Genomic DNA, 23,566 nt, shown 5'->3' on the forward strand with positions numbered 1-23,566 from the left:
ACTAAAATTGATTTTCGAAATTAGCTATAAACTTTTGAAGCGCAATATCCGTTTCTACATTTGTAATTTTTCCTTCTTCATTAATTTTCCCACGAATGCCTTGTATTAAAAGCTTTGTATTCCCTTCTAGTTTAGCTTCAAGCGTTTTCATTATTAAAATTAACTGTTCGTGCGCCATTTCTCCAGAAGCAGAAGCTGTTATTAATCCTGTATTTTTATTCGAAAAAATAGTAGTCGAAACACACCAGTCTAAAGCATTTTTTAAACTTCCCGGTAAACTGAAAACATATTCAGGCGTGCAAATTATAACTCCGTCAGCCGAAATAATTTTATTTCTAAAAACTTCAACTTCTTTTGGCGGATTCTCTTTATCTAAATCCGGATTAAAATGAGGAATTTCAGCCAAATCTTCGAAAATTTCAACCTCAAATGAATCTTTAATATGTTCTGAAATAAATTTTAGAATTTTATAATTACTCGAGTTATTTCTCGTGCTTCCTGTTATAGCAAGAATTTTTACTTTTTCCATTTTTCATTTATTGAATAACTTCTAGATCTTTTTTCATCAAATCAAATTCGTCATGTAAGTTATTCCTTTTAAAATATTTTTCTAAATCAGTTAATCGCTTTTTATTATCATATGGAATACAGGAATTCAATTTTCGTTGACAAACAGAACATAATCTTATCGAATGCCTGTCTGTTTCATCCATACTATTGGTGCCATTCATAACACAATTTGCGTTTATACAATGATGCAAACCAAACATATGTCCAATTTCGTGAGAGCTTATTTTGAGCAATCGTGACAAACACAGATTAAAATTTTCAGTTGTTAATTTCCCGTCCTGTAATCTGTAAATAGAACTCACGCCAACTTTATCACGATAAGAAGCCAAACCAAAAACATAATTCCATTCCGGTTTAGGATACAAATCAAGTTCCGAAAGTCCCATTAAAGCAATTCTGTTTACTGGTTCTTCCTCTTTTAAAACATCATTTAAAAGATAACCCGCCAATAACTGTTCATGATCAGACATCATTCTTCTGGAAGAATTTGGAACTACATCATTTGAAATAGGCTCTAAAGTTTTTGTTCTTAATTGAAAGTAAATTTCTAAATATTCATTGGTAAGCTGAATTTGTTTCTTTTGCAAAGAAGTAAAATTCCCAATCGGTCTTATGTAAATAATATTCGCGTCTTTTGTTGGAACGATATGATTGGACCTGAAATATTGCTCAAAAGTTTGCCCTTTTTCTTTACGAGAATGCAACCAATCTCCATAAATAGCTTTAGGTAATTGAACATCATTACTTTTGATTTGCTTAAAATATGGCGCTTCTTCAGGAGTTTCTTTTGGAATCACTCTTGGAGCTACTTTTGTTTTTTCTTTGCTACAAGAACAAAATATTATAAAAATAAGAATAGCTATTTTTCTCATATACTTTTTTGTTAAATATATTGAAAAAACAATTCTAAATTAATTCCTTAAAAATAAACTTTTCATCATAATCTATTTCAAATTTTTCAAGAAAGTCAATATATTCTTCTCTAAAAGTTTTCTTTTTATGATGCGCTTCCTGATTCTGAATATAATTACCTACCGCATTTAGCTGAGATTTACTATATGAAAACGCTCCATATCCTTCTTGCCATTCAAAATGAGATTTTAGTAACTTACTTGTATTAATCCACTTTGAAGAATCTTGTTTGATATTTTTCATCAAATCAGAAATAGATTGTGCAGGTCTTATTCCAATTAAAACATGAATATGATCGGAAACACCATTTATAGCGAGAAGTTTATGATTATTATTTTTGATAATACCTGTAATGTATTTATATAGTTCTTCTTTCCAATCGTTATGTATTATTGCTTGCCTAAATTTTACAGCAAAAACAAAATGAATGTGTATTTGAGTGTATGTATTTGCCATAACGTGTAGTCCCTAACGGGACAATTTTGTGTGAAATATTATTTTTTTTTCTACCGACATTTAGTTCCTAACGGAACATTTTAAATTTTCGGAAAAGTCCTAATTTTTATAATCAATAATTATTGCTAAGATATATTTTTTTTTATAAGAATAAAACTACGAAAAAATTTTCGTTTGATTATAACAAAATCTTACATTATGTAAAAAAGAAAAGATGTTCCGTTAGGAACTAAATGTTGGTAAAAAAATAATCAACACCTACCTTTTGTCCCATAGGGACTACATCTACAAAAACATAGAATAATCAAGAAATGTTCCGCTAGGAACTAAATGTTGGTAGAAAAAAAAATATTCAGCAAGACCATTTTTGTCCCGTAGGGACTACATCTGTAAAAACATAAAATAACCGAGAAATGTTCCGCTAGGAACTAAATGTTGGTAAAAAACAATATTCAATATGACCATTTTGTCCCGTAGGGACTACACGAATAAAAACAAGGAATAATTTCCAATACAATATCCATTAAAAATTCTACATACCATAAAGAATGTTCCATTAGGAACTAAATGTTGGTGAAAAAATTACTCAACACCTGCCTTTTGTCCCGTAGGGACTACATAAAAAACAAAGAAATAATCAAGAAATGTTCCGCTAGGAACTAAATATTGGTAGAAAACAATATTCAGCAAGACCATTTTGTCCCGTTAGGGACTAGACTATTATAGATCCGAATCTATTTCTTAGTTGTATCTGCTTCAAAATTATCGAAATACGTAAAATCTTTGGTAATTAATCCGTTGTCAATTGTGAAAATAGTACAAATAGGTAGTTCTAATTTTGAATTATCGGGCGCAGTTCCAGTCGAAATAAACTCTACAATAATATGATTTTCTCCAGACGGATAGATCTGAATTACTTTATCATGCAAATCCGGAAATATTTCATTTAGCTTAGCATATTTATCTTCCGTTTGCTTGCGTGATTGCTTTACAATTCCTTTTCCAAAAGATGGATCTTTGAATTCTGCCGTTTCAGTATACATTTCCGACATCTTTTTCCAATCATGATTATTAAAATAATCAAAGTATTGTTTTATCAATTTTTCATTCCGACTAGTATCTATCATTTTTGATTGATTTTGGTTATTACAGGAAATAAAAACAAAAACTGCAACAACGATTATTATTTTTCTCATGTTATTTTGGTTTTAAATTATTCTAAAAACATTTTAAATATACTAAAATTACTCCAAAACTCACAACAACAATAATTTCATTAAACTGATTTTAAACAAATTAAGAAAAGACATCTGGATTTTTGCAAATTTTAAGAAAGCGATTATTTCAATTTTAAAATCTTAAAATTCTCAAATATTAACTTTGTATCTTTGCCGCTTAGAACTATTTGAAGAAAAAAAATGCGAATTGATATTATAACGATTTTGCCGGAATTATTAAAAAGTCCGTTTGAGGCTTCGATCATGAAACGTGCCATAGACAAAGGTCTGGTTGAAGTTCATTTTCATAATTTACGTGATTATACTACGAACAAACAAAAAAGTGTCGACGATTATCCTTTTGGAGGAGGTGCCGGAATGGTTATGACTGTTCAGCCAATTGACGCTTGTATCACACATTTGAAAAGCGAACGTGAATACGACGAGATCATTTATATGTCACCAGACGGAGAAACCTTAAACCAAAAAATGGCGAATACAATGTCGATGTACGAAAACATTATCATTTTATGCGGACATTATAAAGGTGTAGATCAGCGTGTTCGTGATCATTTTATTACCAAAGAAATTTCGATTGGTGATTACGTATTATCTGGCGGAGAATTAGGCGCTTTAGTTTTATCAGATGCTTTAATTCGATTAATCCCTGGTGTTTTAAGTGATGAAACTTCAGCATTGACAGATAGTTTTCAGGATAATTTACTTTCAGGACCTATATATACAAGACCTGCAGATTATAAAGGATGGAAAGTTCCTGAAGTTTTAACAAGCGGTCACTTTGCTAAAATCGACAAATGGCGCGAGGATATGGCATTTGAACATACAAAAAACAGACGTCCGGATTTGCTTGAAGGACATTAGGAGAGTTTTCAGTTTTCAGTCTCAGTATTCAGTCTCAACATTCTGAATACTGAGACTGAAAACTGTGACTAAATACCGCGACTGAAAACTGGATAAAAAATGAATCTAAAGCACATTTATAATACCAGAAACTATATTGAGATGCATTACAATCAAATCATCTCAATAAATTCTCTTGAGGATATTTCCAGTTATTCTTATCGAAATTTGCAGCGTGTTTTTTATTCTTTATTTAAAGAAACAATTGGCGCTTATCAAACCCGATTGAAAATAGAAAACGGCTATAAAAAGCTTTTATATTCAAATGCGCCAATTTCTGATATTGCTCTTGAAGTAGGATTTGCCGACGTGCAATCCTTTTCGAAAACTTTCAAAAAACATTTCAATTTTTCTCCTTCAATTGCTCGAAATCAAAAAGAACTTTTACTAAACGACGTTCATCCGCAACAAACTATTTCTCCTATTTCAGAACCCGAAATTCTTTTTATTCCCGAAAAAACAGTTTATTATTCCAGTTGCAAAACTTCGTATATCAATCCGGAAATAGAAACTCTTTGGGATACTTTATTACAAAATGAATTTTCTGAACCTATTACAGATTTCTTTGGTATTATAACAGATGATATTGTGATTACCGAAAAAACAAAATGTACTTACGAAGCTTGCATTACAACTGAAGCAATCCTTAAAAACCTTCCGATAAAAAAGATTTTTGGAGGTCAATACGCCCGTTTTTTTCATCACGGATGTTACGAAACCTTAGAAGAAACCTATCAACAAATCTTTGGAAAATGGTTTTTAAACAACAATATTGAGTTTTCGCATTTGCCTGTAATTGAACAATATATTATAAACAACGGAAATTGTGACAATCCATCTGATTATCTTACGGCGATTTTTATTCCTCTTCTTTAATTTGTCCATTTTGGACAACTGCACAATTATACTTTAGAAATACATTTGTACTGTCAAAATACCGGTATCAAATGACACTAAACATTTAATTAACAACAACTAAGATGAAAAAAATATTTCTAACCTTATTATTATTGCCATTATTCTCCTCTTGTCAACAAGACGAAGCAATAGCAAAACCGGATGAATCACGCAAAACCGAAATTATGTATACAATGCCCGAAGAATCGGCACCACACGAAGGAACCTGGCTGCAATGGCCGCATCAATATCAATACGGAATTGATTATAGAAATGATTTGGATGCGACGTGGATCACGATGACTAAATCATTGGCAACAAGCGAAAAAGTACATATTATTGCTTACGATATTACTGAAAAAAACAGAATTACTACATTATTAAAAAATGCAGGCATTTCTTTATCTTCAATTGAATTCAAAATTTTCAAAACCGATGATGTTTGGGTAAGAGATAATGGTCCTATTTATGTCAAAGACAACAACAATCAATTGGTAATTCAGGATTGGGGATTTAATGGCTGGGGCAAAAAGGCTGCTTTCAAGAATTGCAACACTATTCCTTTGCAAATTGCAAAAGATCAAAAAACAACTGTTGTAGATTTAAACGCTGTAATGATCAACGAAGGCGGAGCAGTAGAAATAGACGGAAACGGTTCTATGTTGGCTGCAAAAAGTGCAATTCTAAATTCGAATCGTAATCCCGGAATGACACAACAACAAGCCGAAGCAAATTTTAAAAAATATTTGGGAATAACACATTTTATTTGGCTTAACGGAAAAGCAGGAAGAGAAATTACAGACATGCACATTGATGGTTTTGCACGTTTTGGCAACACAAACACAATCGTAACCATGAATGAAAACGATTTGTTGTATTGGGAAGTTCCCGAAACCGATATTGATACACTTTACGATGCAAAAGACAAAAACGGCAAAAACTACACTTTTGTAAAACTGCCATTGTCCAAAAATGATGTCGTAACAACTTATGGCAAAAAACTAGGATATAAAGGTTCTTACGTAAACTATTATATAGGAAATACCGTTGTTCTGGTTCCTAATTATAATGATCCAAACGACGCCATTGCAAATCAATTGATTCAGAGTTTATATCCTACCAGAAAAGTAATTGGAATCGATGTTCGCAATTTATACGCAAATGGAGGAATGATTCATTGCGTAACGCAACAACAACCGAAATAAGTTTTCAGTTTTCAGTCGCAGTATTCAATATTCAGTCGCAGTGTTCTCTATGATAAAAGCGAGACTCAAAACTGTGACCGCAAACTGAGACTGAATACTGAAAACTGAGACTGCGACTACAGTCTAATCCTCAATTTATCAACAACTTAAAATAATTTATAATTTACAATTTATAATTCATAATTATTTTCTACATTTGCACCCGAATTAGACTAACCTCTGGCGAGATCCGTGAATGTTACTCTATATAAAAACCATAATTACAAGATATCATGGCAGATTTAATGAAATTCGTTCAAAACGAATTAGTTGCTAAAAAAGATTTCCCTGTTTTCGGAGCTGGAGATACTATCACAGTTTTCTACGAAATTAAAGAGGGTGAAAAAACAAGAACTCAGTTTTTCAAAGGAGTTGTTATTCAAAGAAGAGGTTCTGGTAACACAGAAACTTTTACTATCCGTAAAATGTCAGGTGCAATTGGAGTTGAGCGTATCTTCCCAGTAAACTTACCAGCTTTACAGAAAATTGAAATCAACAAAAAAGGAGCTGTACGTAGAGCTAGAATTTTCTACTTCAGAGAACTTACTGGTAAAAAAGCTAAGATTAAAGATAAAAGAAGATAATCATTTATCTCTTTGTTACAAAAAAGCTCGTTTCATTTATTTGAAACGAGTTTTTTTTGTGCCTGATTTTTTTAAATATCATGATTTTTTTCAGGAGCTAATCCCGCTATCCATTTCAATCTTTTGTGCCGAACCCCGGCACAAAAGGATTTCCACTTCTATCGGGGCTAGGGCAATCATTTTCATAGAAGCTTTTAGTTTACGCCAAACCTGTTAGGTTTTAAAAACCTAACAGGTTTCTCAGATTGTGCGACATACATTATTTCAACGGATTAAAATCCGTTGCTACAAAATAGATCGTTCCTCCGGAACTTTGTATAAAGAGCCTTCGGCTCGATTTATTTTGTAGGGATGGATTTTAATCCATCCACCTCGACGGAATGTTTTAAGCATTTGTGTCATTTCGACGGAGGAGAAATCACACTAGAAACTCTGCAATCAAAATCGCCAATCTTTGTCGAGTTTCTTGCGAAGATTTCTCTCCCGAAGTCTCGGGATCGAAATGACAAATTAAACGAAAAATGCTTGTTTACGTCAAACCCGACAGGTTTTAAAAACCTGTCGGGTTTATAAGATTGTGGCGATAATTGCGCTTATTAAACAAAAAGTTCTAATGAAACCGTTTGCGTGAGGGATAGAAGCGGATAGCCCACAGCCTGACGAAGGAAGTGCGAGGACTTGTAGCGGATAGCCCGACCCGCCTTTTTCGGCGGGACACGCCCAAAATAAAAAAACCGATACTCATAAGCATCGGTTTGTATTTTAAGGAAAATTGGTTTTCTATTTTTTTAATAGTTTTTCCAAATATTCGATTTTGTCTTTTTCGGATTGTAGCAAACGCTCGTAAAGCTTTTCTTTTTCTTGGAAAGTTTCAATTAATTTATCTAAAGGATTGAAAGTACAATTATTATTATGTCCCAAATGACCGTTATTGATACTATTATCGTGGAAAGTATTAAAATAGCTAATCATATTTTCTTCTGAAAAATTTTTAATTGCTTCTACACTTACTCCCAAAGCTTTTGCAATATCTGCCAATTTTTCTTCCTCTACAGTTTCACTGTTTTCAATAGCCGAAATAGTTTGCTGGCTAATGCCTAAAGCCTGCGCCAAAGCTTCTTGCTTCATATCACGAAGTTCACGAATACGGCTAATTTTTCGCCCTATATGATTTGGTTTTGTAAGTGTGCTCATAATTCAAAGATAATGATTAAGCGTAATATTAAACAACAAGTAAAAAACATATTAAACATTGTATCTTACATTTGTGATATGTCTGTTGCTTTCAGCTCAAAAATACAACTTTTCATACAAAAAAAGTTAAAACTAAAATGATTTTATAGAACTGTAATATTTTCGTTTTTCGAAATGTTGAGCTTTTACTTCTGATTCATCAAAACTGTAATTTTTTAATACCAAAATCACCAATTTAGCAATTAAATGAGCCCGAAATAACAATCTGATAATTTCAGCATTTCTCATGAAAACTACACCGTTTTCGGACTGATTTTATTATATTTGCTCCGCTCATTTTGAGCCGACTATACCTTTACATCGCTTAATCTCGGCGATACGATTATAAAAAAAAAAAAGAAATGACACAGAATTCAAAAATCTATTACACCTTAACTGATGAGGCGCCATTATTAGCGACTTATTCTTTTTTACCTATTGTTCAAGCATTTACTGCTACGGCTGGTATTGCTATTGAAACTAGAGACATCTCTTTAGCAGGTAGAATTTTATCGAATTTTCCTGAGTTTTTAACTGATGATCAAAAAACGGGAGATGCTTTGGCTGAACTTGGTCAATTAGCAACACAACCTGAAGCTAATATCATCAAATTACCAAACATTTCGGCATCTGTACCACAATTAAAAGCTGCAATTGCTGAATTACAATCTCATGGATACAAAATTCCTAATTATCCGGAAGATCCTCAAAATGATGCAGAAAAAGATGCTAAAGCAAAATACGCTAAAGTTTTAGGTTCTGCAGTAAATCCTGTTTTACGTGAAGGTAACTCTGATCGTAGAGCGCCAAGAGCAGTTAAGAACTTTGCAAAAGCAAATCCACACTCAATGGGTGCTTGGTCTGCTGACTCAAAAACTAAAGTTGCTTCTATGCCAAACGGTGATTTCTACGGAAGTGAAAAATCGCTTACTGTTGCTGAAGCTAATGATGTAAAAATCGAATTTGTTGCAAAAGACGGTACAACTACTGTTCTTAAAGCAAGTACTCCGCTTAAAGCTGGTGAAATAATTGATAGTTCTGTTTTGAACTTACACGCTTTAAAAACTTTCGTGGCAACTGCAATTGCTGATGCTAAAAAAGAAGGTGTTTTACTTTCTGTGCACTTAAAAGCTACAATGATGAAAGTTTCAGATCCAATTATCTTTGGCGCTATCGTTGAAGTATATTTTGCTGATCTTTTCAAAAAATACGAAACTTTATTTGCTGAATTAAACATTGATACAAGAAACGGTTTAGGTGATATCTACGCAAAAATTGCCGGAAGACCTGAACAAGCTGAAGTTGAAGCTGATATAACAAAAGCTATCGAAAACGGACCAGCTCTTGCAATGGTAAATTCTGATAAAGGAATTACAAACTTACACGTTCCGTCTGACGTTATTGTTGATGCTTCTATGCCGGCAATGATTCGTACTTCTGGACAGATGTATAATAAAGAAGGAAAACAACAAGATACACTTGCTGTAATTCCAGACCGTTCTTATGCTGGAATTTATACTGCAACAATTGATTTCTGTAAAAAACACGGTGCTTTTGATCCTAAAACAATGGGAAGTGTTCCTAACGTAGGTTTGATGGCTCAAAAAGCTGAAGAATACGGATCTCACGATAAAACTTTCCAAATGAAAGCTGACGGAGTTGTTCGTGTTGTTGATAATAAAGGAACAGTTTTAATGGAGCAAAACGTTGAGGCAAATGACATTTTCAGAATGTGTCAGGCTAAAGACGCTCCAATTCAAGACTGGGTTAAACTTGCTGTAAACAGAGCTCGTTTGTCTGATACTCCTGCTGTTTTCTGGTTAGACGAAAACAGAGCGCATGATAGAGAATTGATTGCAAAAGTTCAAAAATATTTAAAAGATCACAATACAACTAATCTTGATATTCGTATTTTAAATCCTGTTGCTGCAACTGAATTTACTTTAGACAGAATCATCAAAGGATTAGATACTATCTCTGTAACAGGAAACGTTTTACGTGATTATTTAACTGACTTATTCCCTATTTTAGAATTAGGAACTTCGGCTAAAATGTTATCTATCGTTCCGTTAATGAATGGTGGTGGATTGTTCGAAACTGGTGCTGGAGGATCTGCTCCAAAACACGTTGAGCAATTTACAGAAGAAGGATATTTACGTTGGGATTCATTAGGAGAATTTTTAGCTCTTGGTGCATCTTTAGAGCATTTAGGACAAACTTTAGACAATTCTAAAGCAATTGTTTTATCTGAAACTCTTGACGAAGCAAACGATAAATTCCTTGCAAACGATAAATCTCCAGCTCGTAAAGTTGGTCAGATTGATAACCGTGGTTCTCACTTTTACCTTGCTTTTTATTGGGCACAAGCTCTTGCAGCTCAAAATAAAGATGCAGAATTGAAAGCTATCTTTACTCCAATTGCAGCTCAATTTGAAGCTAACGAAGCTAAAATCGATGCTGAATTAATTGGTGCACAAGGAAAACCTCAAACTCTTGGTGGTTATTACCAACCAACTCCTGAGTTAGTGAGCAAAGCAATGCGTCCAAGTGCAACATTTAATGCAATTATCGCTGAAATAAAATAGAGACGCACTGCTGTGCGCCTCTACAATGCGCCTCTACGATACATTATAAAGATAAAAAAGACAACTTTAAAAGGTTGTCTTTTTTTGTTTATACTTGTAGGATTATAAAAAATTATTACGATTATCTTATGCTAAATAACAAATAAAGCACTGAGAATCTATCACAAAAAGAAATTATTCTTAACTTATCTTTAACAAAAGTTACGTCGTTATATTTAGCAAGAATTATTAACTATGTGTTTCAAAACCAAGACAATGATTAATAAAAAAATTGGGTTTCTTTTTATTCTGCTCTTAACGACTTTTATATCATTCTCTCAGGAAAAATTTACCTTAAGCGGTACTATAACGGATTATAAAAATAACGAAACCTTAATTGGCGTAAACATTTATATTCCGGCTTTAAAAATTGGAACAACAACCAATGAATACGGTTTTTATTCGCTTACTGTTCCCAAAGGCGAACATGAAATCGAGATAAGTTATGTAGGTTATCAAACCATTCAGAAAACCATTATTCTAAATCAAAATACTAAAAGCAATTTTTCAATTAATGAAAGCGGCGAAGAACTTCAGGAAGTTGTAATTACAGACAACAAAAGAAAGATCAATATCAAATCGCCGGAAATGAGCACCAATAAACTTTCTATTGCGACAATCAAGAGAATGCCGGTTGTAATGGGCGAAGTCGATGTTTTGAAATCGATTTTGTTGCTTCCAGGAGTTACAAATGCTGGTGAAGGCGCTTCAGGATTCAATGTTCGCGGCGGCGGCGCAGATCAGAATCTGATTTTATTAGACGAAGCTACTATTTTTAATTCTTCGCACGTTTTTGGTTTTTTCTCTGTTTTTAATCCCGATGCTATTAAGGATTTAAAATTGTATAAAGGCGGAATTCCTGCTCGCTATGGCGGAAGAGCTTCTTCTGTTTTAGATATTTATCAGAAAGACGGAAACAGTAAAGAATTTCATGTAAATGGAGGAATTGGTCTGGTTTCCAGCCGTCTTCTTGCCGAAGGACCTTTGGTAAAAGATAAAGGTTCGTTCTTAATTGGCGGAAGAGCTTCTTACGCACATTTGTTCTTGAAACTATCTGAAAAGAACAAAGACAATGCCGCTTATTTTTATGATTTAAATACTAAATTAAGTTATAAACTAAACGACAATAACAGTTTGTATTTATCGGGTTATTTTGGTCGTGATGTTTTTAGTCTGAACAAAAGTTTCACCAATACTTACGGAAATTCAACCTTAAACCTGCGTTGGAATCATTTATATAACGATAAATTATTTGCCAATTTATCTTTAATATATAGCGATTACTATTACGGACTTGACTTAAATTTTGTAGGCTTTAAATGGGATTCGGGAATTAAAAATTACAATATTAAGTATGACTTCAAAAACTACATTTCAGATAAGTTCAAATTGAATTATGGCTTAAGCGGAATTTACTACGAATTCAATCCGGGAACGATTAAACCTACTAATCTTAAATCGGGGATTAATCCTGATCAATTAGATAAAAAATACGCTTTTGAACCTTCACTTTATATTGAAGCAGAAAATCAGCTTTCGAAAAAAATAACAGTTTCATACGGATTACGTTATAGTTTGTTTTATCGTTTAGGAGAATCAACCATTAATTATTACGATAATAATGAACCTGTAGTTTTCGATACAGACATGCAGATTTATGAGAAAGGGATTCCAACGTCGACTAAATATTTTGGTAAAAACAAAGTCATTCAAAACTATAATAATTTAGAACCAAGATTTGCCGTTTCCTATCAGCTTAACGATGATCAGTCGATCAAAGCCAGTTACAATCGAATGGCGCAATATCTTCAGTTAATATCAAATACCTCATCTCCTACTCCGCTTGATGTCTGGATGCCAAGTGATAATTACATCAAACCACAAATTGCTGATCAGGTTGCATTGGGTTATTTCAGAAACTTCAACAATGGCGCTTATTCGCTTGAAGTAGAAACTTATTATAAAAAAATTCAAAATAGGCTCGATTATATTGATGGCGCTGATTTAATTGCAAACGACGCCATCGAACAAGTAATTCTAAACGGCCGAATGCGCGCTTATGGTTTGGAAATTATGCTAAAGAAAAACGAAGGTAAATTCAACGGATGGATTTCATACACATTGTCAAAATCCCAGCAACAAACTCCGGGAAGAACTCCAGAAGAAACGGGAATCAATAATGGTCAATGGTACAGTTCTGCTTATGATAAAACACACAATCTGGCGATAACATCTGCCTATAATCTGAATGAAAAATGGTCTTTTGGAGCTAACTTTGCTTTACAATCAGGTCAACCAGTTACGTATCCAAACGCACAATATGAATATCTAGGAATTACGGTTCCAAGTTATGGATTACGAAATGAAAACCGTTTGCCCGCATATCATCACTTAGACGTTTCGGCAACTTTGACGCCCCGAACAAACAAAGACAGAAACTGGAAAGGCGAATGGGTTTTTAGCATTTACAACCTTTACAATCGCCATAATGCAGCGTCGATAAATTTCCGTCAGAATATTGACACAGGCGCAAATGAAGCCGTACAAACATCAATTTTTGGGATTGTGCCAGCTGTTAGTTATAATTTTAAATTTTAAAAAATATTTTCTTTCAAAGAAATAAAAGATATACTATGAAAAAAGTAACTTTATTAATCGCATTTTTTATATCACTTTTCTTCACAAGTTGCGAAGAAGTTGTAGATGTAAATCTGGATACAGCGCCGTCAAAATTAGTAATTGAAGCCGCTATTAATTGGGAAAAAGGAACAGCCGGAAACCAACAAGTTATCAAACTAACCACTACAACAGGTTATTTTGAAAGCAAAATTCCAGTCATTACCGGAGCGACAGTTTATATCCGAAACAGCACAAACCAACAATTTAATTTTAACGAAGTTCCTAAGACCGGTCGATATGTTTGTACAACTTTCAAACCTAAGATTGACGAGCAATATACACTGACCGTAATTAGCAAAGAAAATACTTATACAGCCACCGAAACCCTTAAATCAGTCGCTCCAATAACAAGAATAGAACAAAATAATGAAGGCGGAATTACAGGAACAGATATTGAAATTAGAGCCTATTATAATGATCCGGGTGACGCAGACAATTACTATCTTTACAAATATTTATATTCTAATAAAGTAACGTCAACGTATTATGCTGATGAAGATAAATTCTATCAGGGAAATGAATTTTTCAGTAAATCAAATGACGACGATTTAGAAGTTGGAAATACGATTGAAATTACCCATTTCGGAATTTCAAAACAATATTATAATTACATGACTATTTTGGTCAGCATTGCAGGAAGTAATGTTGGAGGACCATTTCAGTCACCGCCAGCAACAGTAAAAGGAAACATTATCAATACAACCGATAAAGAAAATTATCCTTTAGGATATTTTTCACTTTGCGAAACCGTTACAAAAAAATACAAAATCGAATAATTAAGGAAGAAAAAATGGAAGCCCAAATCAAAATTTTTATCGAAAAAAAACTTATGGGTAAACACATCGATATGTCGTTTATAGAAAATAAAACTTTTCAGTTATGGAGTAGTTTTATGCCAAGAAAAAAAGACATTAAAAATTCGGTCGATTCGAATTTATACTCTCTTGAAGTTTTTCCGGTTGGGCATTTTGACAATTTCGAACCCAGTAATGCATTCCAGAAATGGGCAGCGGTAGAAGTTTCTGATTTTGATCATATTCCAAAAGAAATGGAAACTCTAATAATTCCCACCGGATTATATGCTGTTTTTATCCATAAAGGTCCACAAAGTGAAGGACATAAAACCTATCATTCTATTTTTGTCGAATGGCTTCCAAATTCTGAATATACCATTGACGAAAGACCACATTTTGCCGTAATGGATGAAAAATATAAAAAAGACGATCCTGACTCTGAAGAAGAAATCTGGATTCCGATAAAAAACAAAAATTAAAAACATCATGCTAATCGAAACCTTAAAATCGCTTTTTGACCGAGATCTCAACAAATTAAAACTCGAAATAGAATCGTATCAAAACGAAAATCAGATTTGGGCAATTGACAAACAAGTTTCCAATTCTGCCGGAAATCTTTGTTTGCACCTTATCGGAAACATCAATCTTTTTATCGGAAATCAAATTGGCAAAACAGATTATGTCAGAGATCGACCTTTAGAATTTTCCTTGAAAAACGTCCCAAAAGCTGAATTAATCGCCAAAATAGACGATACAATTCTGGTTGTAGACCAAGCACTTGATACATTATCTATTTTTGATTTAGAAGAAATTTATCCCATGATTGTTTTCGAAAAAGAAATGACAACAGGCTTTTTTCTAGTACATCTTTCTACACATTTAGCCTATCATTTAGGTCAAATTAATTATCATAGAAGATTGCTAGATTAGATAGTTTTCAGTCTCACTTTTCAGTCTCACTTTACCGCAACTGAGACTGAAAACTGTAAACTGAGACTGAGACTAAAAAAACTCTCAACATATGTAAAGGCATAAGAATTAGAATTAAATAACCTTTGTCAATATTTAATTCTAATTTTTAAAACATGAAACCTTTACTTTTCACCATCTTTTTACTTTCTACATTTGCTATAAAAGCGCAAACATTCAAAAATCCTGCGTCACTATTCGATCCAACTCCATATGGATTTAACCACGCTTCATCAGTTAAAACTCCGGGAGAATTTGTTTACATTTCCGGACAAAGCGGCGGATTAGGAAAAGAACACAAATTAAGCAACGACTTTAGAGAACAAACACAAATTGTCTTAAAAAACATCGTAACAGTTCTCGAAAGTTATAATCTAAAACCGGAAAATGTTATGAAAATAACAATTCTAATAGTTGATCATTCCCCTGAAAAACTTAAAATCTGGGAAGAAGAAATAAGCAAAGTTTGGAAAGACAAGCCATTTCCGGCAAGCACATTAATTCCCGTTTCAAAACTTGCCATCGACGGAATGTTAATCGAAGTAGACGCAACAGCTTTTAAAGCAAAAAAATAGTTATTTATTTTCACCATTAAGATATTAAGGTTCATTAAGAATACTAATCTAAAAGTTATAAAAGCAAAGTATAAAATCTTTTTAATCTTAATAATCTATGGCAAAAAAGTCAACAGCAAAAAGCTTAATTTTTCTTAATATCTTAATGGTAAAAACATTTAAAACTCTTTTTAATTTTAAAATCCGTGGTAAAAAAATCTAAAATCTAAAATCTAACCTCTAAAATCTTATCCTTTCGTACATTTGCACCACACTTCAAATCAAGAATCATAATGTCTTCACACCATATCGTACGCGACGACCAGGAACCAGCCTTAATTATTGCCAACGGAGCAGCATGCAATCCAGAATTATTAGGTCAATTGTTAGAATGGTCGCCATTGGTGGTTGTACTCGATTCAGCAATCGAAAGAGTAATCGAATTAGACATAAAAGTCGACGTACTTCTGGGAGATTTTGATCGTGGTTTTGATCCCGAAATTTACAAAACATCACAATATCCAATCGAAATTGTGCATACGCCGGACCAAAACAAAACCGACTTAGAGAAAGCATTTGATTATCTAATCGAAAGAAAAATCCCTGCCGTAAACGTAGTTTGGGCAACCGGAAAACGCGCAGATCATACCATTACAAATCTTACTAATATTGTTCGTTACCGTAATTTAATCAAGATTGTAATTCTCGACGATCATTCCAAAATCTTTCTATTACCCAACAAATTCGAGAAATGGTACACCGCCAAAACACCAATTTCCCTGATTCCAATTGGCGTTGTAAACGGTATTAATTCCATCAATTTAGAATATCCATTGCAAAATGACACCTTGACAATTGGCTACAGAACCGGCAGTAGCAATTCTGTTGCCCAAGACGGTTTAGTCACAATCACCCACACTGATGGCGATTTATTACTAATGGAATGCATGGATTAACAAATTGATTTCACTAAGATTGGAATTTGGAATTTTACTATTGTCGTTCTGATCAAAGTCGAAGAGTCAGGAGCTATTTCCTGCTGTCCACTATATCTTTTCCTGGCTAAAGGAGCCAGAAAAAGGATGCCGTTCCCATCAGGGCTAGAGCAATCATTTCTATAATACCTCTTTCCTCCAAAAGGAATGACTATCTTTGCACGGAAATTCAGAAAAATGAAAGAAATAGACAATTCCGAAAAAAGTATATTACATCCTAGAAATCTTCATCGTTCCCGTTATGATTTCGAACTTCTTATTGCGAATTGTCCTGAATTAAAATCTCAAGTCGCCGTAAACGTTCACGGAATTGAAACCATAGATTTCAGTAATCCAATTTCGGTAAAATTGCTCAACAAAGCATTATTACAAACCTATTACGACATTCGAAACTGGGATATTCCTAAAAATTATCTTTGCCCTCCAATTCCCGGAAGAGCAGATTATATTCATTATCTAGCCGATTTATTAGCACAAACTAATAACGGAATGATTCCTCAAGGTTCATCAGTTTTAGGATTAGATATAGGAACCGGCGCGAACTGTATTTATCCAATTCTAGGAAATTCAATTTACGACTGGAGTTTTGTGGGTACAGATATCGACGAAAAAGCAATCGAAAATTGCAGTAAAATCATCGAAGCAAACCCACAATTGATTGACGCAATAAGTTTACAACAACAAACGGAATCCCGCTTTATTTTCAAAAATATTATTACGCCGGAAGATCGTTTTACCTTCACGATGTGTAATCCGCCTTTTCATTCTTCTGCCGAAGATGCGAATCAAAGCACCGTTCGTAAAGTTTCGAATTTGAATCCAAAAGAAAAGAAAAAAACAAATCCGGTTCTAAACTTCGGCGGTCACAATGCTGAATTATGGTGTGATGGCGGCGAAATTGGTTTTGTAACCCAAATGATTTACGAAAGTGCAAAATTTGCCATGCAATGTTTGTGGTTCACGACATTGGTTTCAAAAAGAGAGAATTTGTCCAGCATTTATAAAACATTAAATAAAGTAAATGCAGCTTCAATCAAAACAATCGATATGGCTCAAGGCCAAAAAACAAGCCGTGTTGTAGCGTGGACTTTTATGAGCGAAAGTCAGCAAAAATCATTTAAACTTTAAAATTCTGATTTTCAGTATTAAAACTTGATTTTATAATTTGCTTTTGGTAAATTTACTATAAAAGCAATTAATAAATTATGGCTGATTATATTGGTTACCTCGCATCAATTTTTATCGTCGGAGGTTTTCTGTTGAAAGATCTCAGAACAATACGCTTTATTAATCTCTTTGGATGCATCTGTTTTGTGCTTTACGGTATCTTTCTAAAAGATTATAAAGATGTTAGTCAATGGCTTTTACCCGTTATTATTCCAAATGCTATTTTGGCAATCGTACAAATCTATCATTTAACTGTAAAAGATCCTAAGAGATTGTAATTCTGATACTTTAAATCAAAATTTTGATAATTTCTCTCTGTTATTCTCAGTACCTTTAAAAGTAAATTGAATTACATGAGTACGACAAAAATATCCTTTAGAGTTATCTTATTTCTATTACTTGCAAGTTGCGCTTCTTCGAAAAAAGCGAAATTTGAAGATTATGTTTTTAAAACTAAATCAGAAAAGCAAACCTATTTAAGTGCCTATAACAAAGCTTTAAAACTTTGGGATATTCCTTATTCCGAAGAAAATATCAAAACCAGTTTTGGAACCGCACATATTGTAATCGCTGGTCCAAAAACGGGAAAAGACCTGGTTTTACTCCACGGAATGGACGCCAGCTCAACAATGTGGTATCCAAATATTAAAGCTTTGGCCAAAAATCATCACATTTATGCCATTGATTTTTTAATGGAACCTAACAAATCCACATTAACCGCAAAACCACTTTCATCAGACGAAATTGTGCTTTTATACAACGAAATCTTCACACATTATAAATTAAAGAAATTTGACATTGTAGCAGCTTCTCGCGGCGGTTGGATTGCGACATTATTAGCTGTTCAAAAAGAAAATTCAATCGATAAATTAGTTTTACTAAGTCCGGCACAAACCTTCAAGTTTATTGATAAAGTCGGAAAAACTAGTTCAGCATTAATGCTAAAGCTTTTTCCAAGTGAAAAGAAATTCGAAAAAACATTAGAAACCTTTTCTACTCATTCTGAAAAAATTAGTCCTATTTATAAAAAGCAATTTTACCTCGCCAATAAATATGCAAAATCAAATTCAAGTATGCTAAAAATGACACCTTTTTCAGATAAAGAATTAGAATCTGTCAAAAATCCGGTTTTAGTATTAATAGGCGATCACGACGTCATCAATTCTGAAGAAAGTCTGGAACGTGCACAAAAATATTTACCCAATTGCAAAACTAAAATAATCAGAGATGCCGGACATTTTTTATCCATTGATCAATCGAAAATTGTAAATGAAGCGATGGTTGATTTTTTGGAATAGCTCAAATAATATTCATGATTTTTGCCACGAATTTCACGAATTCTCACGAATTAAATTTTAAACGCAATGCAATTAGTGAAAATTCGTGAAATTCGTGGCAACACTTTTTTATCTTTTTTATAGAATTCAAACTTTGTATCTTTACAAAACTAATCTTTTCACTCTTCAAAAATGAATTTCCAAGTATCCTCAGAGTATAGTCCAAAAGGTGATCAGCCGCAAGCTATTGAAAAACTTTCGCAAGGCGTAATAGATGGCGAAAAGTACCAGACTTTATTAGGAGTTACCGGATCCGGAAAAACATTTACCGTTGCCAATGTTATTCAGGAAGTTCAAAGACCAACCTTGGTTTTGGCGCATAATAAAACTTTAGCAGCGCAGTTATATTCTGAGTTCAAACAATTTTTCCCCAATAATGCGGTCGAATATTTCGTTTCGTACTACGATTATTACCAGCCCGAAGCTTTCATGCCTGTAACAGGAGTTTTCATTGAAAAAGATTTATCTATCAACGAAGAGCTCGAAAAGATGCGTCTAAGCACTACTTCTTCCCTACTTTCCGGGCGTCGTGATGTTTTGGTTGTTGCTTCTGTTTCCTGTTTATATGGTATTGGAAATCCGGTTGAATTTAAGAAAAACGTAATCGAAATTTTCAGAGATCAGGTTATTTCGAGAACTAAATTACTACACAGTTTAGTACAAAGTTTATACGCCAGAACTGAGGCCGATTTTAATCCCGGAACTTTTAGAATAAAAGGTGACATTGTAGAAGTATATCCAAGTTATGCCGATGATGCTTATAGAATTCACTTTTTTGGAGACGAAATCGAAGAAATAGAATCTTTTGATGTAAAAACTTCTCAGGTTATTGAAAAATATAAACGACTTACCATTTATCCTGCCAATATGTTTGTGACTTCACCCGAAGTTCTTCAAGGCGCTATTTGGGAAATTCAGCAAGATTTGGTCAAACAAGTTGATTATTTTAAGGAAATAGGAAAACATCTCGAAGCCAAACGTCTGGAAGAACGTACCAATTTTGACTTAGAAATGATCCGAGAATTAGGATATTGCTCCGGAATCGAAAATTACTCAAGATATCTTGACGGAAGACAAGCCGGAACAAGACCTTTTTGTTTATTAGATTATTTCCCAAGTGATTATCTTATGATTGTAGATGAAAGTCACGTAACCGTTTCTCAGGTTCACGCCATGTATGGAGGTGACAGAAGCCGTAAAGAAAATCTGGTTGAATACGGTTTCCGTTTACCGGCCGCAATGGACAACAGGCCTTTGAAATTTGAGGAGTTTGAAGCCATACAAAATCAGGTAATTTATGTATCTGCAACTCCGGCTGATTACGAATTACAAAAAACAGATGGTATTTATGTCGAACAAATTATACGCCCAACAGGATTATTAGATCCAATTATCGAAGTACGCCCAAGTTTGAATCAAATTGATGATTTAATTGAGGAAATTCAGGTGCGTTGCGAATTAGACGAAAGAGTTTTAGTAACTACGTTGACCAAAAGAATGGCCGAAGAACTGGCAAAATATTTAACCAAAGTAAACATTCGTTGTCGTTATATACATTCTGAAGTAGATACGCTGGAACGCATCGAAATCATGCAAGATTTACGAAAAGGTATTTTTGATGTTCTTATTGGAGTTAACTTACTTCGTGAAGGACTTGATTTACCAGAGGTTTCGCTTGTTGCAATTCTTGATGCTGACAAAGAAGGTTTTCTTCGTAACCACAGATCTCTTACGCAAACTATTGGTCGTGCCGCAAGAAATTTAAATGGAAAAGCGATTTTGTACGCCGATAAAATTACTGCAAGTATGCAAAGAACAATAGACGAAACAGAATATCGCAGAACCAAACAAATAAATTATAACGTCGAAAATGGTATTACGCCACAAGCTTTAAATAAAAAAATCGACAGTGCTTTTACCAAAAATCCATTAGTAGAATACGAATTAGGACATACATTATCTATTGCCGCAGAACCAGAAACGGCTTATTTATCAAAAGGTGATTTAGAAAAACTGATTCGTGAGAAACGCAAATCGATGGAAAAAGCAGCGAAAGAATTAGACTTTTTACAAGCTGCAAAATTACGTGACGATATTAAAAAACTTCAGGAACAATTGCCTTAATTGTGTTGTTCCTGAAAAACTTTCAATAAAATCTTAGGATCGATCATCGCATTTGGAGCATTTTTCATTAAATCTAAAACACGTTTTACGGCACTTGGATTTAATCCCATTTCAAGAGCAATTTGTCTAATCGCAGTAGATTCTTTTTCGTGCAAAACACCATCGCAATACATGATCAAAGCCAACCTGTAGAATTGTTGGATACGCTGAAATTCTGACCTTATAACTACAATTGTTTCTTCCTGATGAAATAAATCTTTAAAATCAGCGAATTCTATATTTAATTCCTGAGCAACAATCCATAAAAAATCAAATTCTCTTTTATGCAATTTGCCGTCAACGGTAGAAAAAGCAATCATTTCTAAAAGTAAACTTCTCTTTTCGGTCTCGGTATTCATCAATTTATTATTTTTAGCTAAATTATTGTTTTTAAATCTAAAACGCAAAAGAACTCATGATTCGAGTATTCTTCTTTTCTATTTTTCTTTGGATGACTTTTGTTGGTAATGCACAGCAAAGTACAGCTTCAAAAAACGTGTCTACTTTTACAATTGAAGCACCTCAATTAAAAACAACAAAAAAAATCTGGATTTATCTTCCCGAAAATTATTGGGCTACAGCCCAAAAGAAATATAGCGTGATTTATATGCAAGATGCTCAGAATTTATTTGATGCAAAAACTTCTTATGTTGGCGAATGGAATGTCGACGAAAAACTAGACAGTATTAAAGCACAAGTAATTGTAGTTGGAATCGAGCACGGAAACGACAAACGCATCGATGAATTAACGCCTTACAAAAACGAAAAATATGGCGGTGGAAATGCCGACAATTATGTTGATTTTATCGTAAAAACATTAAAACCTTATATCGACAAAAACTACAGAACCAAACCAAAAGCTAAAAATACCATTATAATGGGAAGTTCCCTTGGCGGATTAGTTTCTTATTATTCGGCTTTAAAATATCCCGAAGTTTTTGGAAAAGTTGGAGCTTTTTCGCCTTCTTTTTGGTTTTCAAATGACATTTATACCTTAACGGAACAAGCGCCAAAAATCAAAACAAAAATTTACTTTTTATGTGGTGATAAAGAAAGTGATGATATGGTAAAAGATGTCACTAAAATGGAACGTTTATTAGAGAGAAATCGCTGTTATTGTCTTCATTTAACCAAAACTAAAATTGTAAAAGGTGGCGAACATAACGAAAAACTTTGGCGCGATAATTTTGTAAATGCATTGCTTTGGCTGGGTTATTAAATTAAAAAAATCGAAACATTATGGAACTAATCTTAAGAGAATACAACCTCAAACTCAAACATACTTTTACCATTTCCAGAGAATCAATTGATTTTCAGCCTTCGCTAATTGTTGAACTTAAAAGTGATGGTTTTTCAGGTTTTGGAGAAGCAACTTCAAATCCATATTATAAAACTACGGTTCCAATGATGATGCAGGATTTAGAAGAAATCAGAAGCATTATTGAAACTACAAAAAATGAAACTCCAGATGAATTCTGGGCAAAAATGCATCCGTATTTAAAAGACGATATGTTTGCTTTGTGCGCATTAGATTTAGCTTATAATGATTTGTACGCTCGTAAAAAAGGCAAAAAACTATACGACTTATGGGGTTATTCTATTGACAAAAATCCGCTTACAGATTACACAATTGGGATTGCTTCGATAGACAAAATGGTTTCGAAAATGCAGGAACTTCCCTGGCCTATTTATAAAATTAAACTCGGAACTAAAGAAGATATCGCGATTGTAAAAGAATTGCGAAAACATACGAATGCCATTTTTAGAATTGATGCCAATTGCGGCTGGGGCGTAGAAGAAACGATAAATAATGCCGTTGAATTAAAGAAACTTGGCGTAGAATTTCTGGAACAACCTATGAAAGCTGATAATTGGGAAGCACATAAAGAAGTTTTCAAACATTCGGTTTTGCCCATAATTGCTGACGAAAGCTGCATTATTGAAGAAGATGTAGCCAAATGTCACAATCATTTTCATGGCGTAAATGTAAAACTGGTCAAATGCGGCGGATTAACTCCCGGAAAACGCATGATTGAAGAAGCTAAAAAACTCGGCTTAAAAACAATGGTAGGTTGTATGACAGAATCAACAGTTGGAATATCCGCAATCGCGCATTTATTACCACAATTGGATTACGTTGATATGGATGGAGCTTTGCTTTTGGCACAAGATATTGCAACTGGCGTAACAATAAAAAATGGCGTTATCCATTATTCTGAGTTGAACGGAACCGGAGTTACTTTAATCTAA

General features: G+C 33.6%; 23 protein-coding genes. 17 read left to right on the forward strand and 6 right to left on the reverse strand.

Annotation, left to right across the window (positions count from 1 at the left end):
• Position 1: 1 nt before the first annotated feature.
• The 4 genes from C8C83_RS01560 to C8C83_RS01575 all read right to left on the reverse strand — a co-directional run bounded on the left by C8C83_RS01560 (position 2) and on the right by C8C83_RS01575 (position 3,134).
• Positions 2 to 529, reverse strand: a complete 528-nt coding sequence (locus tag C8C83_RS01560) for an NAD(P)H-dependent oxidoreductase (RefSeq protein WP_121326126.1) — start codon at positions 527 to 529, stop codon at positions 2 to 4.
• 7 nt (positions 530 to 536) lie between these two features.
• Positions 537 to 1,442 (reverse strand): archaemetzincin, encoded by a 906-nt coding sequence (locus tag C8C83_RS01565; RefSeq protein ID WP_121326127.1) that lies wholly within the window; start codon positions 1,440 to 1,442, stop codon positions 537 to 539.
• Positions 1,443 to 1,476: 34 nt separating this feature from the next.
• Positions 1,477 to 1,938 carry an IS200/IS605 family transposase gene (gene tnpA, locus C8C83_RS01570; protein ID WP_121326128.1) on the reverse strand — a complete coding sequence of 154 codons (462 nt, stop codon included), beginning with the start codon at positions 1,936 to 1,938 and terminating at the stop codon, positions 1,477 to 1,479.
• Between the two features lie 734 nt (positions 1,939 to 2,672).
• A complete protein-coding gene (locus tag C8C83_RS01575; protein WP_121326129.1) occupies positions 2,673 to 3,134 on the reverse strand; it encodes a nuclear transport factor 2 family protein in 462 nt (153 codons plus the stop codon).
• 222 nt (positions 3,135 to 3,356) lie between these two features.
• On the opposite strand from C8C83_RS01575, the gene trmD reads away from it, so the two are divergent.
• The 4 genes from trmD to rplS all read left to right on the forward strand — a co-directional run bounded on the left by trmD (position 3,357) and on the right by rplS (position 6,801).
• The gene (gene trmD, locus C8C83_RS01580) at positions 3,357 to 4,037 is read left to right on the forward strand and encodes a tRNA (guanosine(37)-N1)-methyltransferase TrmD (protein ID WP_099711290.1); all 681 of its coding nucleotides are present in this window, start codon (positions 3,357 to 3,359) and stop codon (positions 4,035 to 4,037) included.
• Positions 4,038 to 4,136: 99 nt separating this feature from the next.
• A complete protein-coding gene (locus C8C83_RS01585) occupies positions 4,137 to 4,952 on the forward strand; it encodes an AraC family transcriptional regulator (RefSeq protein WP_121326130.1) in 816 nt (271 codons plus the stop codon).
• Positions 4,953 to 5,056: 104 nt separating this feature from the next.
• Positions 5,057 to 6,178: an agmatine deiminase family protein gene (locus C8C83_RS01590; RefSeq protein WP_132011629.1), complete on the forward strand. Its 1,122-nt coding sequence runs from the start codon at positions 5,057 to 5,059 to the stop codon at positions 6,176 to 6,178.
• 272 nt (positions 6,179 to 6,450) lie between these two features.
• Positions 6,451 to 6,801 (forward strand): 50S ribosomal protein L19, encoded by a 351-nt coding sequence (rplS, locus tag C8C83_RS01595; RefSeq protein ID WP_026981821.1) that lies wholly within the window; start codon positions 6,451 to 6,453, stop codon positions 6,799 to 6,801.
• Positions 6,802 to 7,581: 780 nt separating this feature from the next.
• Here rplS and C8C83_RS01600 read toward each other — a convergent pair.
• Positions 7,582 to 7,995 (reverse strand): helix-turn-helix transcriptional regulator, encoded by a 414-nt coding sequence (locus C8C83_RS01600; protein WP_121326131.1) that lies wholly within the window; start codon positions 7,993 to 7,995, stop codon positions 7,582 to 7,584.
• Positions 7,996 to 8,396: 401 nt separating this feature from the next.
• Between C8C83_RS01600 and C8C83_RS01605 the strand changes: the two genes are divergently transcribed.
• The 11 genes from C8C83_RS01605 (at position 8,397) to uvrB (ending at position 21,277) form a co-directional block, all read left to right on the forward strand.
• The gene (locus C8C83_RS01605) at positions 8,397 to 10,619 is read left to right on the forward strand and encodes an NADP-dependent isocitrate dehydrogenase (protein WP_121326132.1); all 2,223 of its coding nucleotides are present in this window, start codon (positions 8,397 to 8,399) and stop codon (positions 10,617 to 10,619) included.
• Positions 10,620 to 10,874: 255 nt separating this feature from the next.
• Positions 10,875 to 13,256, forward strand: a complete 2,382-nt coding sequence (locus C8C83_RS01610; RefSeq protein WP_121326133.1) for a TonB-dependent receptor — start codon at positions 10,875 to 10,877, stop codon at positions 13,254 to 13,256.
• Between the two features lie 35 nt (positions 13,257 to 13,291).
• Complete coding sequence (locus C8C83_RS01615) at positions 13,292 to 14,113, forward strand: DUF4249 domain-containing protein (RefSeq protein ID WP_121326134.1); 822 nt, start codon at positions 13,292 to 13,294, stop codon at positions 14,111 to 14,113.
• 14 nt (positions 14,114 to 14,127) lie between these two features.
• Positions 14,128 to 14,610 (forward strand): GyrI-like domain-containing protein, encoded by a 483-nt coding sequence (locus C8C83_RS01620; protein ID WP_121329913.1) that lies wholly within the window; start codon positions 14,128 to 14,130, stop codon positions 14,608 to 14,610.
• A gap of 7 nt (positions 14,611 to 14,617) precedes the next feature.
• Entirely contained in the window at positions 14,618 to 15,061 is a 444-nt protein-coding gene (locus C8C83_RS01625; protein WP_121326135.1) for a DinB family protein, read from the forward strand.
• Between the two features lie 155 nt (positions 15,062 to 15,216).
• The gene (locus C8C83_RS01630; RefSeq protein ID WP_121326136.1) at positions 15,217 to 15,675 is read left to right on the forward strand and encodes a RidA family protein; all 459 of its coding nucleotides are present in this window, start codon (positions 15,217 to 15,219) and stop codon (positions 15,673 to 15,675) included.
• A gap of 272 nt (positions 15,676 to 15,947) precedes the next feature.
• A complete protein-coding gene (locus C8C83_RS01635; RefSeq protein ID WP_121326137.1) occupies positions 15,948 to 16,610 on the forward strand; it encodes a thiamine diphosphokinase in 663 nt (220 codons plus the stop codon).
• A 216-nt stretch (positions 16,611 to 16,826) separates the two neighbouring features.
• Positions 16,827 to 17,777, forward strand: a complete 951-nt coding sequence (gene rlmF, locus C8C83_RS01640) for a 23S rRNA (adenine(1618)-N(6))-methyltransferase RlmF (protein WP_121326138.1) — start codon at positions 16,827 to 16,829, stop codon at positions 17,775 to 17,777.
• A 77-nt stretch (positions 17,778 to 17,854) separates the two neighbouring features.
• On the forward strand, positions 17,855 to 18,094 hold the full coding sequence (locus C8C83_RS01645; RefSeq protein WP_121326139.1) for a uroporphyrinogen decarboxylase: 240 nt from the start codon (positions 17,855 to 17,857) through the stop codon (positions 18,092 to 18,094).
• A gap of 75 nt (positions 18,095 to 18,169) precedes the next feature.
• Positions 18,170 to 19,114: an alpha/beta hydrolase gene (locus C8C83_RS01650; RefSeq protein WP_121326140.1), complete on the forward strand. Its 945-nt coding sequence runs from the start codon at positions 18,170 to 18,172 to the stop codon at positions 19,112 to 19,114.
• Positions 19,115 to 19,285: 171 nt separating this feature from the next.
• The gene (uvrB, locus tag C8C83_RS01655) at positions 19,286 to 21,277 is read left to right on the forward strand and encodes an excinuclease ABC subunit UvrB (RefSeq protein WP_121326141.1); all 1,992 of its coding nucleotides are present in this window, start codon (positions 19,286 to 19,288) and stop codon (positions 21,275 to 21,277) included.
• On the opposite strand, the gene C8C83_RS01660 is transcribed toward uvrB, so the two are convergent.
• A complete protein-coding gene (locus tag C8C83_RS01660; protein WP_121326142.1) occupies positions 21,274 to 21,675 on the reverse strand; it encodes an excinuclease ABC subunit B in 402 nt (133 codons plus the stop codon). The genes uvrB and C8C83_RS01660 overlap by 4 nt on opposite strands.
• Positions 21,676 to 21,731: 56 nt before the next feature.
• Between C8C83_RS01660 and C8C83_RS01665 the strand changes: the two genes are divergently transcribed.
• Together C8C83_RS01665 and C8C83_RS01670 are read left to right on the forward strand one after the other, a co-directional pair.
• A complete protein-coding gene (locus C8C83_RS01665; protein WP_121326143.1) occupies positions 21,732 to 22,535 on the forward strand; it encodes an alpha/beta hydrolase-fold protein in 804 nt (267 codons plus the stop codon).
• Positions 22,536 to 22,555: 20 nt separating this feature from the next.
• The gene (locus C8C83_RS01670) at positions 22,556 to 23,566 is read left to right on the forward strand and encodes a dipeptide epimerase (protein ID WP_121326144.1); all 1,011 of its coding nucleotides are present in this window, start codon (positions 22,556 to 22,558) and stop codon (positions 23,564 to 23,566) included.

This window comes from Flavobacterium sp. 90 (assembly GCF_004339525.1).
In the GTDB taxonomy this organism is placed as follows: domain Bacteria; phylum Bacteroidota; class Bacteroidia; order Flavobacteriales; family Flavobacteriaceae; genus Flavobacterium.

Bases quoted from the DNA above. Each gene is read 5' to 3' on its own strand.
- C8C83_RS01645 (WP_121326139.1), top strand. From the start codon at position 17,855: ATGGCTGATTATATTGGTTACCTCGCATCAATTTTTATCGTCGGAGGT.
- rlmF (WP_121326138.1), top strand. From the start codon at position 16,827: ATGAAAGAAATAGACAATTCCGAAAAAAGTATATTACATCCTAGAAAT.
- C8C83_RS01585 (WP_121326130.1), top strand. From the start codon at position 4,137: ATGAATCTAAAGCACATTTATAATACCAGAAACTATATTGAGATGCAT.
- C8C83_RS01620 (WP_121329913.1), top strand. From the start codon at position 14,128: ATGGAAGCCCAAATCAAAATTTTTATCGAAAAAAAACTTATGGGTAAA.
- C8C83_RS01610 (WP_121326133.1), top strand. From the start codon at position 10,875: ATGATTAATAAAAAAATTGGGTTTCTTTTTATTCTGCTCTTAACGACT.
- C8C83_RS01625 (WP_121326135.1), top strand. From the start codon at position 14,618: ATGCTAATCGAAACCTTAAAATCGCTTTTTGACCGAGATCTCAACAAA.
- C8C83_RS01670 (WP_121326144.1), top strand. From the start codon at position 22,556: ATGGAACTAATCTTAAGAGAATACAACCTCAAACTCAAACATACTTTT.
- C8C83_RS01565 (WP_121326127.1), bottom strand. From the start codon at position 1,442: ATGAGAAAAATAGCTATTCTTATTTTTATAATATTTTGTTCTTGTAGC.
- C8C83_RS01575 (WP_121326129.1), bottom strand. From the start codon at position 3,134: ATGAGAAAAATAATAATCGTTGTTGCAGTTTTTGTTTTTATTTCCTGT.
- C8C83_RS01560 (WP_121326126.1), bottom strand. From the start codon at position 529: ATGGAAAAAGTAAAAATTCTTGCTATAACAGGAAGCACGAGAAATAAC.
- uvrB (WP_121326141.1), top strand. From the start codon at position 19,286: ATGAATTTCCAAGTATCCTCAGAGTATAGTCCAAAAGGTGATCAGCCG.
- C8C83_RS01650 (WP_121326140.1), top strand. From the start codon at position 18,170: ATGAGTACGACAAAAATATCCTTTAGAGTTATCTTATTTCTATTACTT.
- trmD (WP_099711290.1), top strand. From the start codon at position 3,357: ATGCGAATTGATATTATAACGATTTTGCCGGAATTATTAAAAAGTCCG.
- C8C83_RS01665 (WP_121326143.1), top strand. From the start codon at position 21,732: ATGATTCGAGTATTCTTCTTTTCTATTTTTCTTTGGATGACTTTTGTT.
- tnpA (WP_121326128.1), bottom strand. From the start codon at position 1,938: ATGGCAAATACATACACTCAAATACACATTCATTTTGTTTTTGCTGTA.
- C8C83_RS01660 (WP_121326142.1), bottom strand. From the start codon at position 21,675: ATGAATACCGAGACCGAAAAGAGAAGTTTACTTTTAGAAATGATTGCT.
- C8C83_RS01605 (WP_121326132.1), top strand. From the start codon at position 8,397: ATGACACAGAATTCAAAAATCTATTACACCTTAACTGATGAGGCGCCA.
- C8C83_RS01615 (WP_121326134.1), top strand. From the start codon at position 13,292: ATGAAAAAAGTAACTTTATTAATCGCATTTTTTATATCACTTTTCTTC.
- rplS (WP_026981821.1), top strand. From the start codon at position 6,451: ATGGCAGATTTAATGAAATTCGTTCAAAACGAATTAGTTGCTAAAAAA.
- C8C83_RS01630 (WP_121326136.1), top strand. From the start codon at position 15,217: ATGAAACCTTTACTTTTCACCATCTTTTTACTTTCTACATTTGCTATA.
- C8C83_RS01590 (WP_132011629.1), top strand. From the start codon at position 5,057: ATGAAAAAAATATTTCTAACCTTATTATTATTGCCATTATTCTCCTCT.
- C8C83_RS01635 (WP_121326137.1), top strand. From the start codon at position 15,948: ATGTCTTCACACCATATCGTACGCGACGACCAGGAACCAGCCTTAATT.
- C8C83_RS01600 (WP_121326131.1), bottom strand. From the start codon at position 7,995: ATGAGCACACTTACAAAACCAAATCATATAGGGCGAAAAATTAGCCGT.